The sequence below is a fragment of the Wolbachia endosymbiont (group A) of Sympetrum striolatum genome (assembly GCF_947250715.1).
GTDB lineage: Bacteria > Pseudomonadota > Alphaproteobacteria > Rickettsiales > Anaplasmataceae > Wolbachia.
On the sequence record NZ_OX366342.1, the window covers coordinates 186,565 to 204,435 of the forward strand.

Consider the following 17,871-nt stretch of genomic DNA (forward strand, 5'->3'; position numbering starts at 1 on the left):
ATGTACAATCAAGAATATTTAAGTCAAGTCGAAGAAGCGATAAAGAAGCTGCAAAACGGAGAGCGAGTAGTATCAATTGCATATGGTGACCATGTTGTGAGATATGCTGAAGTTCAGATAAAGGATCTACTGAGCTTAAGACAACGTATTAAAGCTGAACTGAAAACCGTAGCCAAAAGAAAGATTATTTTTTCAACAAGTAAAGGAATTTTATAAATGCTACTAAAAACCTTAGCCTCTAGCGCTGAAAAGGTATTTGTGAGTAGAACTTCAGGAGTAGGAAGTATTGGAGTAATAGCAAGTCACATAGATCAAAGTAGGTTTGATGAAAGGCAAGGTATTAAGTATACCACAATCTTTGCTGGTAGTCGAAAGAATGATTTAAACCCACATGAGCCAATGACGTCTGAAAGTCTGGGAAGCTTACAAAAAGAAGTAGACCGACTATATGAAATGTTTTTGCAGCTAATAGCAAGGAACAGAGGTCTTTCAATTGAAAAGATTCGATCAACAGAAGCAGGTCTATATTTTGGCGAGAAAGCAGTAGAAATAGGTGTTGCAGATGGAGTTACAACATTTTTTGAATTTATCAATAATCATAGGAGTGTTAGTATGACAACTAATGAGTTAACTGATGAAGGCTACGAAAACTGTCGTAGAGAAATTTTAGAGATAATAAGATTATGTAATATGTCAAAGATGCCAGAAAAGATAGGAGAATTTATTGAGCAAAGCGTAAGTGTTGAACAAGCCAGGGAAGTTTTAATGGAACTGCTAGCAGAGCGAACGAAGAAGACAGAAATACTGAGTGCAATACCACAGAATTCAGGAGAAGATTTAATGATACAGGTAGCAAGAAGTCGTAGGAGTTAAAGTATTTTTATAACCGCCGTATATAGCATTGATAAAAGCGGCGGTAAGAAGTTAAGGAGAGAAATTTATGAGTTGTATAAGCGAACAAAATAATCTAGGTGACTTATTAAAGTATGAGGCATCAAGTCTATATTCAAGAGACCAAATAACTGTAGCGAAAGGTCAAAATATTAAAATTGGTACAGTAGTTGCCAAGAAGACAGATGATGGTTTTATTAGAGTGCTGAACCCCACTGGAACAGACGGCACACAAACAGCAGTAGGAGTAATTACAACCGATATACATAGCAAAGATTCTGATATGAAAGGAGTAATTATTACTCGCAGTGCAATGCTAGCAGATCATGCAGTTGTGTGGCCAGCAAATATCACTGAAGAGCAGAAAACTGCAGCAATAAAGCAACTTGAAGGACGAGGGATCATTATCCGCAAGGGAGCTTAAAAAAGCTATTAAAAACACAAAAGCGGGAAAAGAAAAAATGCAAAATCCATTTACAAATACAGCATTTAGCATGACGGCACTAACAAATGCGATGAATATATTGCCGGTAAATTATGGACGTGTTGAAAATTTAAATTTATTTCCAAGTAGATCAGTAAGGTTTAGACATATTACCATAGAAGAACATAATGGAGTTTTAAGCCTATTGCCAACACAAGTACCCGGAGCACCAGCAACAGTAGGAAAAAGAGGAAAAAGAAAGGTAAGAACGTTTACGATTCCACATATTCCACATGATGATGTAGTGTTACCAGAGGAAGTACAGGGAATAAGGGCATTTGGATCAGAGAGTGAACTTAAAGCGCTGGCAGATGTAGTAACGGATCATTTGCAGCTAATGAGAAACAAACATGCAATAACGTTGGAGCATTTGAGAATGGGAGCGCTGAAAGGAATAATTTTAGATGCTGATGGGTCAGAATTATTAAATTTGTACAACGAATTTGAAATAACACCAAAAGTAGTAAATTTTGCACTGGGAACAGCAACAACAGATGTCAAGCGTAAGTGTCTGGAAGTACTCCGGCATATAGAAGATAATCTAAGTGGTGAATATATGACCGGAATTCATGCCTTGGTAAGCCCTGAGTTTTTTGATGCACTAACTTCTCATGCAAAAGTAAAAGAAGCATATGAAAGATGGCAAGAAGGTGCGGCGCTAAGAAATGATATGAGGTCAGGATTTGCGTTCTGTGGTATAATGTTTGAGGAATATAGAGGACAAGCAACTGACCCTGAAGGAACGGTGAGAAGATTTATAGAAAGAGATACAGGACACTGTTTTCCAGTAGGAACAGCAAGTACATTTACAACATATTTTGCACCAGCAGACTTTAATGAGACAGTAAATACTCTTGGACAGCCACTCTATGCAAAACAAGAGCCAAGAAGATTTGATAGAGGAACTGATTTGCATACGCAGTCAAATCCTCTGCCAATGTGCCATCGTCCGGCCGTTTTAGCGAAAATAGTAACAACATAGTAGGGTCCCCACATAGAAAACTCTATTTATGACCTTAAAAATATACCATAAAAATATACCATAAAAATATAAGATATGCAATATGTTTAAAATAATATGTAAAGACTTTTAGAGAAAATGGTATGCAGGAAAATATAAAGAGATTATTAAAAGATTGTCTTATCCATTTAGGAGAAGTGGCTTTATATAAATCAAAGGATAAGTCATATATGGTAAAGGTATTAAAGCAACAGCCAGATAAATTATACGAGATAGGTGAAGGACAATTTGTAGGAGAAACTTTATTGCTGGAAGTAAGTGTGTTTGATGTATTAAAGCCAATGGTAGGAGATATTTTTGTTATTGGTAACTGTAAGTATAAGATGCACTCACCACCACTTAGAGATAAATCTGGAATGATCTGGCGAATCGAAGCATCTGGGGTGTAAAATGTCTATTCATATAGAAGTTAATATTAATGAGGTAATAGAAAGTGTAAATGCTAAAAGAAGAAAAATAGAATTAGCAATAGTGAGAGCATTAAACAGAACGGCACTATGGTTAAAAGCGCAAGCAGCTAAGGAAATCAGTGAGGAAAAGAAGGTAAAATTAAGTTTGATAAGAAAGAGATTAAGAATTTTTAAGGCGAAAACTAGCAGATTAGAAGTGTTAATTAGAGCAAATCTCTATGACATTAGAGCATCGACAATTGGCAAAATACAAAAAACAAGAAGAGGATCGAAAGTAGGAAAGCATGAGTTTATAGGAGGATTTGCAGCAGTTATGCCAAAAGGAAATAGCGGTATTTTTAAACGTGAAGGAAGGTCAGCATTGCCAATAAAGGAAGTTAAGTTGCCACTGAAACCTGAGGCTTCAAGGATAATAGGGAATCTTGTTAATTATGAAGTTGAAAAGGTATTTGAAAAATATTTTATACATTACATGAGTTAAATTATATGCATGACAAAGTTCTGGAAAGATTTACATCAAGCAATTTGCAGCACACTGAAGGAAGAAATACCGGCTATACAGACATGTGAGATTTATCCAGCAATAAGAAAAGAATTATTAGCGCCAGCGGTATTTGTGGAACTTAGTGGCTTTGAAAAAGGACATGATCCAGGAACAGAAGAATTAGCGCTGAAAGCAAGATTTGAAGCGAGGATTGTAGTTGATGGAACAGTAGAGGATTCCTCGGTAGTTGTTAGAACATTAGCTGCTGAGGTTGCGAGAGTAGTAAATAAGAATACTTGGAATATGAAAAATATTTCACCAGGTGAATTTATATCTGCAGAAATTGACGGATTTAGGCCAGAATTGGATGCTTATCTTGTGTGGCTAGTTGAATGGTTTCATGAGGTACGCGTGGGTAAATCAGTATGGTCAACTGGCATAATGCCACATGTTATTGAGATAGGTGAAGTGCATGTTAGACCATAGTTTTGCAATTTCAGAGCTAAATAGAAAATTAGCGAATATTATCCGTATTGGATTGGTGAAAGAAGTAGATTATAAAAAAGCAAAAGTAAGAGTGAAAATAGGAGATATTGTAACAGATTATCTGCCATGGATAACAAGCAAAGCAGGAAAAGATAGAGATTGGTCTTCTCCAGATATCGATGAACAAGTAATGGTATTTTCTCCTCTTGGTGAACTATCATTAGGAGTGGTATTAGGAGGAATATATCAGGAAAAATACTCTGCACCAGAGAATAAAAAAGAAATAAATAGTGTGAAGTTTCAGGATGGAACAAGATTATTATATGATAAAGAGAAGCATCATTTAGAGATTGAAGTAGTAGACAAAATAACACTGAAAGCTGGGGAATCGAGCATAGAGATGACGAAGAGCGAAATAAAACTGAAAGCAGATAGAATAAACCTTAATTAAATGAATAAATCGGTTGTACGAGTAGGAGATTATTGTGTAGAAGTAACACCGCATTTTTGCATTAGTGGGAGTAACAATGTTTTTGTAAATGGTAAGCCAATGTGCAGACAAGGAGACAGTTTTAGTGAAGGAAGAGCATTAACTGAAGGATCAAAAACAGTTTTTTCAAATGGTCTTGGTATAGGAAGAGTAGGAGATATAGTTTCATGTGGGTTTAAAGTAATAAAAGGCAGTGAAAACGTGTTTGCAGGCTAAAAATGAAAGGGATGGACTCCAAAACAGGAAAAGAATTAGAAGGAATAGAACATCTGAAACAATCAATAATTGATATACTGACCACTCCTATTAACAGTAGAATAATGAGGAGAGATTATGGGTCAAGACTATTTGAATTAGTAGATAAGCCAATAAATAGAGATTTAACTTTGGAAATCTATTCAGCAGTAGCAGAAGCTCTACAAAGGTGGGAGGAAAGATTTAAGCTAGAAAAAGTAAAAATGACAGAGGTGAAAGAAGGAAAAGTAACGCTTGAACTAGAAGGATTATACTTACCAAGCGGGAAAAACATTCATTTTGATGAAATTGTAGTTTAAAGATGCAACAGCTAAATATTGTAGAAAAGCTGAGTTATGAAGAAATCTTTTCGAGAATGAAAGAAGAGTTAGTCCGTAGAGATGAAACCTTTTCAGGATTAGTAGAATCGGATCCAGCAATGAAGGTATTAGAAGTAGCAGCATGGAGAGAGTTGTTACTCAGACAAAGGATAAACGAAGCTGTAAAAAGTAATTTATTAAAATTTGCAACGGGAGAAGATCTTGATAATTTAGCTGAGTTTTATGGAGTGGAGAGACAAAAAGAAGAAGATGATGAAAGACTTAGAAAGAGGGTAAAAGCAAAAATAGCAAGTTGGTCAACAGGAGGAAGTAAGGAATATTATAAATATCATGCACTGTCAGCAGATAGTAGAGTACAAGATGCATTAGTAGAATCACCCATACCAGGGAAAGTACAAATTTCAATTTTATCAACAAAGTTATCCACAGCATCAGAAGAACTACTTGAAATTGTAAAAAAGCAGATTACTAGAGATGATATAAGGGTATTAACAGATGCAGTAACAGTGATTGGTTGCAATATTATGGAAATAGATATTCACAGCAGAATGAGCATAAGTCCTGTAATATCGAAGGAGGAAATCAAGAAGCAGTTCATTAAGAAGTTTGAAGCAAATAGAAGGCTGGGATGGAATGTTACAAGATCTTGGATAATAGCAAATTTGTTTGTAGAGGGTGTAGAAAACGTAGAATTAATCGAGCCAAGAGAGGATGTTGTGGTTCTGGGGAATGAGTGTGCAGTGCTTGGCTACGTCAAGTTAGATAGGATTTAAAACGTATTTTTTTGTTTTGTGGAATCGAAAAAGTTTCACCAGTGAGGGGATTGCGTGCAATAAGTGGTTTAAGGTTTACTGGATAAAAATGACCAATGTTAGGGAGACGAAAGTATTGATTTTCTTCCAGAAGTTGTAACTTGTTTTTTAAAGTATGGATAATATGGTTAAATATTATGGAAAGTGTTTTCGATATTAAGAACATCTTTATTTTTGATCAGTTCTGCAATGATCTCTTGCTTACTCATAAGCTACCTAAATAAAGGAAATTAAAGCAACTTGAAAGAAAAGACAAATGAAAAATTTATTACCACCAAACGCAACAAAGCAAGAGCGAGCACTGGTTGATGCAATCGATTACAAAGTTGATCCAAGTTGCATCAGGGGATTTAAATTTAGTCTTAAAGATGAAATACTGCCGTGGATAATAGAAGAATATGGTTTAGAAGAGATACTGCGTTGGGTAAAAAATAAAAGAAGAGCTATAGTAGAAGGAGTAAAATTTCAAAGACTGCGAGGAACACCTGCTTCACTCAAAATAGCTCTCAAATGGGCAAATATAGAAGATATTACAATTATCGAAGAACCACCTGGTAAACATTTTTTTGAACTGCAGATAGGGATAAAAGATGTTCCAAATGACTTTTTTGTAGATGCGGTTGTAGAGCTTGCAAAACTATCATTACCAGCAAGATCAAGGCTAATGAGGATTTTTAATGACTACTATAACGTTGATAGGTTTATATTAGATGAAAGTATATTCGGCAGCTTATTATCAGACTATTCAGGTAGAAAAGTTGAAAAAGATGGACCAGTGTTATCGTTTGGAAGAATAAATTTTTTCAGTTCTAGAGGTCCGTTAGTAGAGATTGTAGACAACTATTTAAGAGAGCATTATGAACAAACATTTAGTAATGACATATATCGATTAGATGTAGCAGTACTTGGAGAAACAGAGCCTCACACAAAGGATTACAAAGGCATCTATGAAAGGAGTCATCAGTGGTACAATTTAAAAGCACTATATCCATTACCACAAAGTTTATTACCAGAAATAAAGTTTGCGAAAGCGCAAGTTATATTATCGGACAGTTGGAGCTTAGGAGAAATAAACGCATGTTTTCCAGTAAGTAGTGTAGAGGAAAGAGGGAATAAATTTGTATTGGGAAGCGATAAACTTTCAGGGCAACATTGGAGTTTAAAACACAAGCCAATTTTAGAAAGATTCAGCATTATCCATCGTTACAAATTAGAAAATTATACAGATCAGAAGGTCAGAAAATATGTTTTAGCAGAACACAACGTTTACTATAAAAATGACTCAGATTCAGAGCAAAAAGACTCAATACACGAATTAGAAAAGCACATTTTAGTATTTTATCCAGGAGTACTGAAGTGGCACGAACATCGACATTTGCACAGAAGTTGGAAAAATAGTCAAGTAATATGTATAATAAGCTAAGTACTTATATTTAGATCCTCATATATTATATTAATAATAGGTAAAAGTGTATGAAATAAAAAGAAAAAGACTTGCTTTCTTATGCTAAAACGGACATGACTTGAATAGCGGCAGGTAAATATAAGAAATTTGTCTGGCGCTAGAAAAGCTAATTTTGTGAGGTATGAAATGAGTTTTAGCAAGAGTAAGTTTTTTAAAGAAGTATCAAGTAACGGGTTTAAAAACATTAATAAAAGAAATGAAGAAGGAGAGACGATCTTGCATCAAGCAGTAGAAATCTCTGATTATAAAACAGTGAGGTTATTAATAAAAAAAGGAGCAGATGTTAATGCAAGAGATAAAAATGGTTATACACCTCTGCACTGTGCAGTATTTGCAAAAAGTTTAGAAAATGTAAAAGTGCTGCTAAGAGAAGGAGCAGAAGTAAATGCCACTCAATATGTCACTGGATGTACGCCACTGCACTCTGCGTGCAAAATAGGAGGAGCAGGAGTTGAAATAATAAAAGAGCTGGTAAAGGCCGGAGCTGAAGTTAATCAACTGAATAAGTACGGTGCAACACCAATGTACTATATCTGGGAAAGTGAAAAGTATCGTCTATGTGATAGCAAAGAGAGTGAAAAGGCGAGTAAATTTTTGAGAGAAAAAGGAGGAATAACAAAAAGTAGAGAACTGACGTGCTATGGAATAGAGGGGCTAGTGGGAGAAATAGCAGACATGTTGAATGGAAGCTACATGCCGGAGCTAAAAATAATAGAGATAGGAGAAATAAGGAGGAGAGACAAATCGCTAATAAAGAAAGAATGTCAAAATTTAGCAAGCAAGATAATCAGCCAAGTGAATGCAATGATAGATGAGGTGGTAAAAAGGAAGGCTTAGGTTTAAAGAAAAGGTGGGGTAAGTTATGGTAAAGCTGGGTAAAAAAGAGGAGTCACTATTAGAGAACTCGTTTAAAAATATTTATGAAAGAGACGAAAAAGGAAGAACAGCTCTACATTATGCAGTAGAGGTAAAAACAGTGAGGTTATTAATCGAAAAAGGAGTAGATGTGAATGCAGCAGATGTAAGAGGACATACAGCACTGCATCTAGCGATAACGGAGAAACGTCTAGAAACAGTTAGAGAATTGATAAAATCAGGAGGGAATGTAAATGCTGAAGAGTATGGCAATAAATGCACTCCGCTGCATCTTGCATGTATGGTAGGAGAAAAAGAAATAGTGGAGGAGCTAGTAAAAGCAGGGGCTGAAATAGAGCAAGCAGATAAATTTGGAATAACAGCGATGGATTATGCGAAAAATAGCAAAGAAATAGCCGAGGTATTAAAGAAAGAAACAGAGAAAATGGAAAGTTTGTTAAAAAAATAAGAGTCGTATCAGAAAGCGCAACAGCAGTTGGTAAAGGAAGGGCTAGACCAAATTTGAAGGCTGTAGCTGATAAAAGTTGGTCTTTTTCATAAGAGTAAATGGATTGATGGAAAAAAGGAGTGGTAAGGCTCCTTGCACTACAAAAACATTTGCAGGAGAAACTATGAGAAAAAGAACATTAACTTGCCGATACGAGCCAGATGAATTAGCGGAACAACATCTAGCAGACGCCTATGAGCTGTTACTAAGGTATGCGGTAAAAAGAAACAATGAAAAGGAGATAAAGAAAAATGATAACAGTGGCCTTATATGCAAGAGTTTCATCGAAGAGTCAAGCGCAGAACAATACAATAGAGAGTCAAATTGCCGAGCTCAAGCATAGAATTGCTGCAGATAAGCATGAGTTATTGAATGAGTATGAATTTAAGGATGATGGGCTTAGTGGGTGGAGTTTAGAACGTGAAGGTTTAGATGCATTACGTGATAAAGTAGGAGAAGATCAAATTGATAAAATTTATATTCATTCACCTGACCGACTATCAAGAAAATCTGCACATCAAATGATATTACTTGATGAATTTGAAAAAGCAGGAGTAGAAGTAATATTCTTAAATCATAAGACTGAAAATAATCCAGAGTCTAAATTGTTATTGGGAATGCAAGGATTAGTGGCAGAATATGAGTGTACAAAGATTATGGAACGTAGTCGTAGGGGAAAACTCCATAGAGCAAAAAAAGGCTGTGTAAGTGTAATTGGCATTGCACCTTTTGGTTATAATCGTATAAAGCATGTAGATAGAGAAAAGACAAAGTTTGAAATAAATGAAGAGGAAGCAAAAATAGTAAAGCAGATATTCATGTGGGTAGGGCAAGAGAGAATAAGTATAAGGGAAGTGATACGTAGACTAAGAGATAAGTCAATTAGAACAAGAACTGGAAAGAAGGTGTGGTGTCCAATAATAATTTGGAAGGTGTTAAGAAATCCAGCATATAAAGGACAAGCAGCGTTTGGTAAATTAAAGAGGGTTGAAAAAAGAGAAAGAAATAAACAAAAGGTTTCTATCTGTCGCACAGATGAGGACAGCTGGATTTATATACCAGTACCAAAAATAGTTGATGAAGGGTTATTTAATAAAGTACAAAAGCAACTGGATGAAAATAGAAAAAGAGCAAGGATGCAGAGAGAGGGAGGAAAAAAGAAATATCTATTACAAGGTCTAGTTGTGTGTCAAAACTGTGGATATGCGTATAGTGGTGCACAATGTGGAGTTGAGGGAAAAAAGTTTAGCTATTATCGCTGTAGTAGTACTATACGTATTACTGATGGTAGGGAGAAGTGTACTAATAAATTGGTCCGTACAGATATGTTAGAAACAGCTATATGGGAAAAGGTGAAAAATTTACTAAAAAACCCAGAGATAATAAAAAATGAGTATCACCGTAGAATTGCAGAAAATAAAAATGATGAATCATCAGATAAGAAGCTTGCAAGAAGGGAAAATCAAATAAAACAAGGCATCGAAAAGTTAATGGAAGACTATTATAGTCAAGAAAATGTAGGAGATAAAGGATATATAAGTGAGGAAGAATTTAAACAGACGATGAAAAGAATGAGGGAACGCTTAAGAGGGATAGAAGAAGAGAAGAAAAAGGTAGTTGATCAAAAAGCAATAGAAAAGGGAATGAACCTTATCATCAACAGTATAAAGAGTCTTTGTTCCAGTGTAAAATCTAATTTGGAACAGCTAGATTGGCAAACTAAGCGTGGCATCATTAAAGCATTAGTAGAACGAATTCAGATTGGTTATGACCAGGTAGAAGTGGCGTTTAGAATCGAAGAACCAGCACAGGATGGAGAGATTTTTAATTTGCAACATTGTACTGGACGTCATGATAAGGGGGCTGGCGAAGCTTGTAAAGTAATTTTTTCGTTTCTATTCCCAATAAAAGTTTGTTATATGGTTATGCAAGAAGTCTATTGTGAATGAAATGAATGTGAAAAATATCTTATTAGCGTTTTTAGTACAAACGGTATTCAGTTTGCCGCTATTTGCAGCTGATCCTGTTTTGCTCAACTGCATTGAAACTCCAGAAATATATGACCTTGATGCAAGGCCAAAAAATTTTAGCTCTTCAAACAATTTAAGAAGGAAAGCTGGTTCTCCAAATAGTGCAATAGGAGAATTAATACACATAGTGGGTAGAATTACTGATATAAACTGTTTACCAATACAAAATGCTGTAGTTTCTATATGGCACGCGAATTCACGCGGCGTGAACCATTACGATGAGAATATAGAGGATAATCAACTCGATCCGAATTTTGCTGGATCAGGAAGGTTTGTAGTGAATAATCTTGGCTATTATAATTTTATTACGATAGCACCTGGTAAAATTGGTGAGAGAGCTCCACATATTAACTTTCTAGTTCAACATCCAGATTTTCCAGAATTCACAACGCAAATGTTTTTTGCTGACCATAATTGCGATAATTGTGCTGATCCTGTTCTTGGAGATTTTGTTAGTAATGGGCTTGCAAGCCTTCTCATAACACCATTTACTTACAGTGATCAGGTCATAAAAACCTATACGTTTAACATTACCTTGGGTGGATATAATAAGTTCTCTAATAAAAGATAAAAACCCTTGCATGTAAGGTAGTCCATAGTAAACTTGAATGTTATTGTACTTAGGATGTATATGAAAAATATCTTACTGATGTTTTTGCTATGTTTTATGTACAGTTTACAATTATTTGCAACGGAGATGCCAGCAATGAAAATAACAATTTCTAAAATTTCGCCCGATTTTAAAACAATAGTAATGGGTTTATTTGAGGACAACGAAACCGTAAATGATGGCGGAGTTTTGCAAGGAAAACAGATCATAGATAATATAAAGCAATTTAGCGATTTTAATGGAAGCTTTGGTGAATTTTCTTCTACCATTTTACCAGAAGGAAAAAACGTTGTAGTTGTTGGACTTGGTAATAAGGATGAATGGAATGAAAATAAAGAATTAAATATTGGTGGTAAAATATATTGTGAGCTAAGCAGATTAAAAATTAAGAAAGCAGCGATTTTAATCGAAGGTAGTGCAGCAAATGTTGCATATGGTGCGTTTCTGCGTAGTTTTAAGTTTGATAAGTATAAAACTAAAAAGGATGAGAAAATTACAGAGGTAGAGGAAATTACCGTATTAGTAAAAGATGAGCAATTAAGTAATGCTGAAAGATCATTTGAGCACTTAAGGCAAGAAGGTGAGAGTATATTCCTTGCGCGCTCTTTTATAACAGAGCCTCCTAACATTCTATATCCAGAATCCTATGCTGATCATATAAAAAAAGAGCTTACTAAGCTTGGTCTTGAAATCGAAGTGCTTGATAAAAAGCAGATGGAAGAGAAAAAAATGGGAGCCTTGCTTGGAGTCGCACAAGGAAGTAGTAAAGAACCAAAATTAGTAGTGATAAAATGGAATGGGGCTTCTAAAGAACAAAAGCCAATAGCTTTTGTTGGTAAAGGTATAACGTTTGACACTGGTGGAGTATCACTCAAACCTTCACGTGGTATGGAGTCGATGAAATATGACATGGCAGGCTCTGCTGCTGTAGTTGGTGTGATGCATGCTTTAGCAGGACGAAAAGCAAAAGTAAATGCAATCGGCGTGGTTGCACTTGCAGAGAATGCAGTGGGTGGTAATGCTCAAAGGCCGAGTGATGTAGTAACTTCAATGTCTGGACAGACGATAGAAGTGTTGAACACCGATGCAGAAGGAAGGCTCATACTTGCAGATGCTTTATGGTATACGCAAGACAGATTCTCACCAAAATTTATGATTGATCTTGCAACTTTAACTGGTGCTATAGTGGTTGCACTTGGAAATAACGAATATGCTGGTCTTTTTTCAAATAATGATGAATTAGCAAACCGTCTGATTGATGCAGGAAATGAAGTAAGTGAGAAGTTATGGCGTTTTCCTATGAATGAAACTTATGACAAAATTATTGATTCACCGATTGCTGATGTTCAAAACATCGCTCCTGCAGGCTCTGGTGGAGATAGCATAATGGCTGCACAGTTTTTACAGCGTTTTGTGAATGAAACTTGCTGGGCACATTTAGATATCGCAGGCACTGCTTGGTACGAAAAAGGTACTGACATTTGTCCAAGAGGAGCAGTAGGTTTTGGTGTAAGGTTACTTAATAAGTTGGTTAAAAAGTACTACGAAGCCAATGATTAAAGGTCTTTATACTGGATTTATGGCTTGACTCACAGCTACATGAACGTTTATTTTCGAGGCGCAGCAAATGAAAGTAGCTGATGCATATTTCTTTTTTTCTGGTCAAGCACTGGAATGATATCAAGGAGTAACTTTTTATTTAAACAATGATTATAATAAGAGATCTATTGAAATTTTAAAGTTATTAAATATTGACGCTATATACTTAAGTGTTAAAATAGAATGAAAAGTTTTTAGGAGTTTATATGGCAGTAGGTGGGAAAGCAAAGACAGCTAGTAAAAATAACCCTACTCAGCGTAAGAAGGCCGAGCAAAAAATGTATAAAGATAAACCGGTAAAACCTGTTAGATATATAGATCGTGACTCGCGCATGAATTATATGTCTGCTCAATATGATAACGGCAATCTGGTTGAAGATGAGGTAAGCAGCAATCCTATAAAGTGGGAAGCTGTATAATAGTTGTGGTTAAAGTTACTATTAATTCTAAGGAATGTGAAGTAGAGCATGGGCTCACTATAATTCAAGCTTGTGAAGTCGTGGGCGTTGAAATTCCACGTTTTTGCTATCATGAGCGTTTAGCAATTGCTGGTAACTGCAGAATGTGTTTGGTTGAAGTTGAGGGTGGGCCTCCAAAACCAGTAGCCTCTTGTGCAATGCCAGTTGCAGAAGGGATGGTTATTCACACTGATACCCCTAAGGTTAAAAAAGCACGTGAAGGTGTGCTTGAGTTTTTGCTAATTAACCACCCGCTTGATTGCCCAATTTGCGATCAAGGTGGTGAATGCGATTTGCAAGATATCACGATGGCTTATGGGAAAGGAACCAGCAGACTTGATGAGCATAAGAGGGCTGTGCCAAAAAAACACTTCGGACCACTGATTGAGACTGCGATGAATCGATGCATTCATTGCACTCGGTGTGTTAGATTTTTGTCTGATGTTGCAGGTACAAATGAACTTGGAGGAATCGGAAGGGGAGAAAATGTAGAGATTAGCACTTACATAAAAAGGCATATTAGTTCTGAATTATCTGGAAATATCATAGATCTCTGCCCGGTAGGGGCTTTAACTTCAAAGCCTTACTCCTTTACAGCGCGTCCATGGGAGCTATCACATTGTGAGACTATAGATGTGCTAGATGCTGTGGGAAGTAGCATTAGAGTTGATTATCGTGGCCTGGAAGTTATGCGAATATTACCAAGACTGAGCGAAGAGGTAAATGAAGAATGGATATCAGATAAAACCCGCTTTGCCTATGATGGACTAAAAGTTCAGCGTCTTGATCAACCTTATGTAAAAAAAGATGGTAAATTAGCCCCAGTTGATTGGAATGAAGCATTAACTATTGCTGCAAAGAAATTAAAGAATACAAAATCAAATAAAATAGCTGCAATTGCAGGTGATTTAGCAGATTGTGAGTCTATGCTTCTACTCAAAGAAGTGATGCAGAAGCTCGGCTCGGGGAATATAGACTGCAGGCAAGATGGTGCAAAGCTTATACCAAGTAATCGCGGATCTTATGTGTTCAATACCACTACCCAGGGTATAGAGAATGCAGATTTGTGTCTGCTTATAAATACAAATCCAAGGATAGAAGCACCGATCATTAATGTAAGATTGAGAAAGAGATATTTACAGGGCAACTTTCCTATTGCAAGTGTTGGTCCTAACATTGAATATTTGTATCATGTTGAGAAATTGGGCGATAATCCTGATATTTTGAGTGAAATAGCAAATGGAAATCATAAATTCTGTGAGCTGCTGGTAGCCGCCCAAAACCCTATGCTGATCATTGGTCAAGATGCATTAATAAGAGATGATTCTGAATCAATTCTAATTCTAGCTGGCAAAATTGCAGAAAAATTTAACATGATCAGAGATGATTGGAATGGCTTTAATGTTCTGCATAAAGCTGCAGCAAGAGTCGGTGGTCTGGACGTTGAGTTTGTTCCTGAAAAAGGTGGAAAAGACACTAATCAGATACTGGAAAATGCAGAAAGTGGTGACATAGAAGTGGTTTATCTTCTTGGTGCAGATGAAATTGATACATCAAAATTAGAAAATACATTTGTAATTTATCAAGGTCATCACGGTGATAAGGGTGCACATGTGGCAGATGTTATCTTGCCTGGTGCTGCATATACAGAAAAATATGCAACTTATGTAAACACTGAAGGTCGAGTGCAAAGAACAAATTTAGCTGTATTCCCACCTGGTGAAGCAAAGGAGGATTGGTTAATTATTAAAAATCTTTCACAATATTTAGACCTTTCTTTACTGTATGATAGTTTATTTGATGTGAGAAAAAAATTAGATACTATCGGTCCACAGTTTAGAAATGCCGATCAAGTGGTAAAAAACACATGGGTGCCAATTAGCAATGATGGGATAAGCTTAAGTAATACACCTTTCACTTTAAAGGAGTGTAATTTTTATATGACGGATTCAATAAGTCGCGCTTCAAAAATAATGGCAGATTGTACTAAAGCTTTTTATGAACACGCTAGTTAATATTTTATTTATTTTAGTACCGCTACTACTTTCAGTTGCGTACTTGGTATACTTTGAGCGTAAGGTTATTGGTGCAATTCAACTGAGACACGGCCCAAGTGTAGTTGGACCTTTTGGGCTATTGCAGCCATTTGCAGATGCTATTAAGCTACTGATTAAAGAGCCGATAATACCATTTAGAGCGAGTACCATACTGTTCATTATGGCTCCAATGCTTACCTTTATCTTGGCATTAATTGCCTGGGCAGTTATACCGTTTGGTGCTGAAGTAATTGTAGAAAATGGCCAGCAAGTAGTGATTCCTAAGGTTATAGCAAATATTAATGTTGGAGTGCTTTATGTGCTAGCTATATCGTCGCTGGGAGTATACGGCGTAATTATTGCAGGCTGGTCAAGCAATTCTAATTATGCATTTCTTGGCGCTATACGGTCGGCTGCTCAGATGATTTCATATGAAGTTTCAATAGGCTTAATAGTTGCTACAGTTGTTGTTACAACTGGTACGTTGAACCTTGGAGAGATGGTGGTAGCGAAACACAACATGCCATTTTGGGTTGATTTGCTACTAATGCCTATAGGAATAATATTTTTTATTTCTTTGCTTGCAGAAACTAATCGTCACCCATTTGATTTACCAGAAGCTGAAGCAGAGCTTGTCTCTGGATATAACGTTGAATATTCATCCATGCCTTTTGCCCTCTTTTTTCTTGGAGAATATGCAAATATGATTCTAGCAAGTGCTATGATGACGATATTCTTTCTAGGAGGATGGTATCCGCCGCTGGAGTTCAGTTTACTTTACAAAATTCCAGGTTTGATTTGGTTCGTTTTGAAGATAGTTATACTTTTGTTCGTATTTATTTGGATTAGAGCAACAATACCTCGTTATCGATATGATCAGCTAATGCGTCTTGGTTGGAAAGTGTTTCTGCCAATATCGGTGCTTTGGGTGGTACTCATTTCAGGAGTGTTGCTCTTTACTGGGAATTTACCTGGGTCCAATGTTTAATTTTCCAAATACAAGATTAAGGCGCAGGCGCTCGAGCAAATGGGTTCGCAATTTAACAAGTGAAAATAGTCTATCAGTAAATGATCTGGTTCTTCCTCTGTTTGTTCACGACAGAAAAGAAACAACTGAACCAATTTCTGGCTTACCAGGCGTAAAGTGTTATTCAATAGATGGATTAGTGTCTATAGTTAAGGAAGCTAAAGATTTAGGAATTAATGCTGTTGCAATTTTTCCTGTAGTTGATAGTAAACTAAAATCTGAAAACGCTGAGGGAGCATATAATTCTGACAACTTAATCTGCAAAGCAATCCGTGCTGTAAAATTAAAGGTACCTGAAATTGGTATGATTGCAGACGTTGCACTGGATCCATACACTATTCATGGCCATGACGGCATTTTAAAAGATAATCAGATGGATGTAGAAAACGATGAAACTATATCAGTACTGTGTAAGCAAGCACTTGCTTTAGCGAAGGCAGGATGTGATATAGTTGCTCCTTCTGATATGATGGATGGTAGAATAGGAAGAATCAGAAAATCATTAGATGATAATAACTTTCAAGACGTATTAATATTATCTTATGCGGTGAAATATTGCTCTAGCTTCTATGCTCCATTCAGGCAAGTCGTTGGTTCATGTGGGCTATCACATTCTATAGACAAAAGTGGTTATCAAATGGATTATAAAAATGCGCACGAAGCAATGTGCGAAATTGAAATGGATATAAATGAAGGTGCAGATTTTATTATGATTAAACCAGGTATGCCATATTTGGATATTATCAAAACAGCAAGTGATAAGTTTAATTTTCCGATTTTTGCTTACCAAGTAAGCGGTGAGTACGCAATGATAAAAGCTGCTGCAAATAATGGCTGGCTAGATTATGACAAGGTGATTTATGAATCTTTGATTGGTTTCAAACGTGCGGGTGCAAGTGCAATATTCACTTACGCTGCACTTGATGTTGCAAAAAATTTGGTATCCGTTTAGCAGTGTGGCTAAAAGGCACGTCTGTGCAAACATTATGATTTAGAAAAATCCAAGTAGCATGAAAATGCAAAACCTACTTTACAAGCTTCGCCAGCCCCCTTATCATGAAAATGAAGGTATTTTATTATCTTCAATCTGTGCAGATTAAACGACAACAGTATTACGTGATTGGCGTCTTATTTTTAATTTTTTGCACTATGTGCACCTTATGTCTTCACAACCTTTCTGGGTTTTTACCCATATAAGCTGAAACGCGCTTACAAAGCGTTTAAGACAGTATAGAACGCCGATTTGCAGGATTAGAGAGTGACAACTAGCTAACACGGGATATCTTTTGCCTTTTTTTTGCTTAGTAAATTTCTTAAATATTAAAGCTAAGGTTAGTTGCACTTAAAAGCAGCTGAATCGCAGTGTTTAAGACTTAAAAAAACGCCAATACTGAAAATAAACAGTGACCGGGGTTTCTTTTGCCTTTTTTTTATTTGCTTGATATTTATAATAGACCCACACCATCACACTCTGGGACCATACAAGAGAAGGCTACTCGGATGACAGGGAGGGAACGGTTGTCGGTAAACTTAGAGCTATAATAACTATTTGCCTTTTTTCTATGCAAGAAGTCTATTGATAAGTCCGTTACAATACAGTATTATAAATAATATAAACCAAGTGTTACTT

General features: G+C 36.1%; 22 protein-coding genes and 1 pseudogene. 22 read left to right on the forward strand and 1 reads right to left on the reverse strand.

Annotation, left to right across the window (positions count from 1 at the left end):
- The 11 genes and pseudogenes from OOK87_RS00930 (at nt 1) to OOK87_RS00980 (ending at nt 5,614) form a co-directional block, all read left to right on the forward strand.
- Nucleotides 1–216: a gpW family protein gene (locus OOK87_RS00930; protein ID WP_264687791.1), complete on the forward strand. Its 216-nt coding sequence runs from the start codon at nt 1–3 to the stop codon at nt 214–216.
- Nucleotides 217–231: 15 nt separating this feature from the next.
- Nucleotides 232–873, forward strand: a pseudogene (locus tag OOK87_RS00935) (S49 family peptidase); the annotation flags it as partial.
- Between the two features lie 67 nt (nt 874–940).
- Nucleotides 941–1,315, forward strand: a complete 375-nt coding sequence (locus tag OOK87_RS00940; RefSeq protein WP_264687792.1) for a head decoration protein — start codon at nt 941–943, stop codon at nt 1,313–1,315.
- Nucleotides 1,316–1,352: 37 nt separating this feature from the next.
- Entirely contained in the window at nt 1,353–2,357 is a 1,005-nt protein-coding gene (locus tag OOK87_RS00945) for a major capsid protein (protein WP_264688463.1), read from the forward strand.
- 122 nt (nt 2,358–2,479) lie between these two features.
- Nucleotides 2,480–2,785: a head-tail joining protein gene (locus OOK87_RS00950; RefSeq protein ID WP_264687793.1), complete on the forward strand. Its 306-nt coding sequence runs from the start codon at nt 2,480–2,482 to the stop codon at nt 2,783–2,785.
- A 1-nt stretch (nt 2,786) separates the two neighbouring features.
- Complete coding sequence (locus OOK87_RS00955) at nt 2,787–3,287, forward strand: phage tail protein (protein ID WP_264687794.1); 501 nt, start codon at nt 2,787–2,789, stop codon at nt 3,285–3,287.
- Between the two features lie 9 nt (nt 3,288–3,296).
- The gene (locus tag OOK87_RS00960) at nt 3,297–3,776 is read left to right on the forward strand and encodes a hypothetical protein (RefSeq protein WP_264687795.1); all 480 of its coding nucleotides are present in this window, start codon (nt 3,297–3,299) and stop codon (nt 3,774–3,776) included.
- A complete protein-coding gene (locus OOK87_RS00965) occupies nt 3,763–4,227 on the forward strand; it encodes a phage baseplate assembly protein V (protein WP_264687796.1) in 465 nt (154 codons plus the stop codon). Before OOK87_RS00960 ends, OOK87_RS00965 begins: the two co-directional genes overlap by 14 nt.
- On the forward strand, nt 4,228–4,482 hold the full coding sequence (locus OOK87_RS00970) for a PAAR domain-containing protein (RefSeq protein ID WP_253303343.1): 255 nt from the start codon (nt 4,228–4,230) through the stop codon (nt 4,480–4,482).
- Between the two features lie 2 nt (nt 4,483–4,484).
- Complete coding sequence (locus OOK87_RS00975; RefSeq protein WP_264687797.1) at nt 4,485–4,820, forward strand: GPW/gp25 family protein; 336 nt, start codon at nt 4,485–4,487, stop codon at nt 4,818–4,820.
- 2 nt (nt 4,821–4,822) lie between these two features.
- Complete coding sequence (locus OOK87_RS00980) at nt 4,823–5,614, forward strand: baseplate assembly protein (RefSeq protein ID WP_264687798.1); 792 nt, start codon at nt 4,823–4,825, stop codon at nt 5,612–5,614.
- On the opposite strand, the gene OOK87_RS07390 is transcribed toward OOK87_RS00980, so the two are convergent.
- Entirely contained in the window at nt 5,595–5,819 is a 225-nt protein-coding gene (locus OOK87_RS07390) for an HU family DNA-binding protein (RefSeq protein ID WP_353276161.1), read from the reverse strand. The genes OOK87_RS00980 and OOK87_RS07390 overlap by 20 nt on opposite strands.
- Nucleotides 5,820–5,909: 90 nt before the next feature.
- Between OOK87_RS07390 and OOK87_RS00985 the strand changes: the two genes are divergently transcribed.
- The 11 genes from OOK87_RS00985 (at nt 5,910) to hemB (ending at nt 17,193) form a co-directional block, all read left to right on the forward strand.
- Nucleotides 5,910–7,076, forward strand: a complete 1,167-nt coding sequence (locus tag OOK87_RS00985) for a phage tail protein (protein WP_264687799.1) — start codon at nt 5,910–5,912, stop codon at nt 7,074–7,076.
- A 168-nt stretch (nt 7,077–7,244) separates the two neighbouring features.
- Entirely contained in the window at nt 7,245–7,955 is a 711-nt protein-coding gene (locus OOK87_RS00990; protein WP_262986233.1) for an ankyrin repeat domain-containing protein, read from the forward strand.
- A 25-nt stretch (nt 7,956–7,980) separates the two neighbouring features.
- Nucleotides 7,981–8,442 (forward strand): ankyrin repeat domain-containing protein, encoded by a 462-nt coding sequence (locus OOK87_RS00995; protein WP_182182953.1) that lies wholly within the window; start codon nt 7,981–7,983, stop codon nt 8,440–8,442.
- 106 nt (nt 8,443–8,548) lie between these two features.
- Nucleotides 8,549–8,824 (forward strand): hypothetical protein, encoded by a 276-nt coding sequence (locus OOK87_RS01000; RefSeq protein WP_017532679.1) that lies wholly within the window; start codon nt 8,549–8,551, stop codon nt 8,822–8,824.
- Complete coding sequence (locus OOK87_RS01005; protein ID WP_264687800.1) at nt 8,733–10,430, forward strand: recombinase family protein; 1,698 nt, start codon at nt 8,733–8,735, stop codon at nt 10,428–10,430. Before OOK87_RS01000 ends, OOK87_RS01005 begins: the two co-directional genes overlap by 92 nt.
- Before the next feature lies 1 nt (nt 10,431).
- Nucleotides 10,432–11,082 (forward strand): protocatechuate 3,4-dioxygenase, encoded by a 651-nt coding sequence (locus OOK87_RS01010; RefSeq protein ID WP_253310013.1) that lies wholly within the window; start codon nt 10,432–10,434, stop codon nt 11,080–11,082.
- A gap of 96 nt (nt 11,083–11,178) precedes the next feature.
- A complete protein-coding gene (locus tag OOK87_RS01015) occupies nt 11,179–12,681 on the forward strand; it encodes a leucyl aminopeptidase (protein WP_264687801.1) in 1,503 nt (500 codons plus the stop codon).
- A gap of 245 nt (nt 12,682–12,926) precedes the next feature.
- Complete coding sequence (locus OOK87_RS01020; RefSeq protein WP_264687802.1) at nt 12,927–13,139, forward strand: hypothetical protein; 213 nt, start codon at nt 12,927–12,929, stop codon at nt 13,137–13,139.
- Nucleotides 13,140–13,144: 5 nt separating this feature from the next.
- Nucleotides 13,145–15,193 carry an NADH-quinone oxidoreductase subunit NuoG gene (gene nuoG / locus OOK87_RS01025; protein WP_264687803.1) on the forward strand — a complete coding sequence of 683 codons (2,049 nt, stop codon included), beginning with the start codon at nt 13,145–13,147 and terminating at the stop codon, nt 15,191–15,193.
- Entirely contained in the window at nt 15,177–16,202 is a 1,026-nt protein-coding gene (gene nuoH, locus OOK87_RS01030; protein ID WP_264687804.1) for an NADH-quinone oxidoreductase subunit NuoH, read from the forward strand. The genes nuoG and nuoH overlap by 17 nt, the downstream gene beginning before the upstream one ends.
- Complete coding sequence (hemB, locus tag OOK87_RS01035) at nt 16,195–17,193, forward strand: porphobilinogen synthase (RefSeq protein WP_264687805.1); 999 nt, start codon at nt 16,195–16,197, stop codon at nt 17,191–17,193. The genes nuoH and hemB overlap by 8 nt, the downstream gene beginning before the upstream one ends.
- Nucleotides 17,194–17,871: the final 678 nt, after the last annotated feature.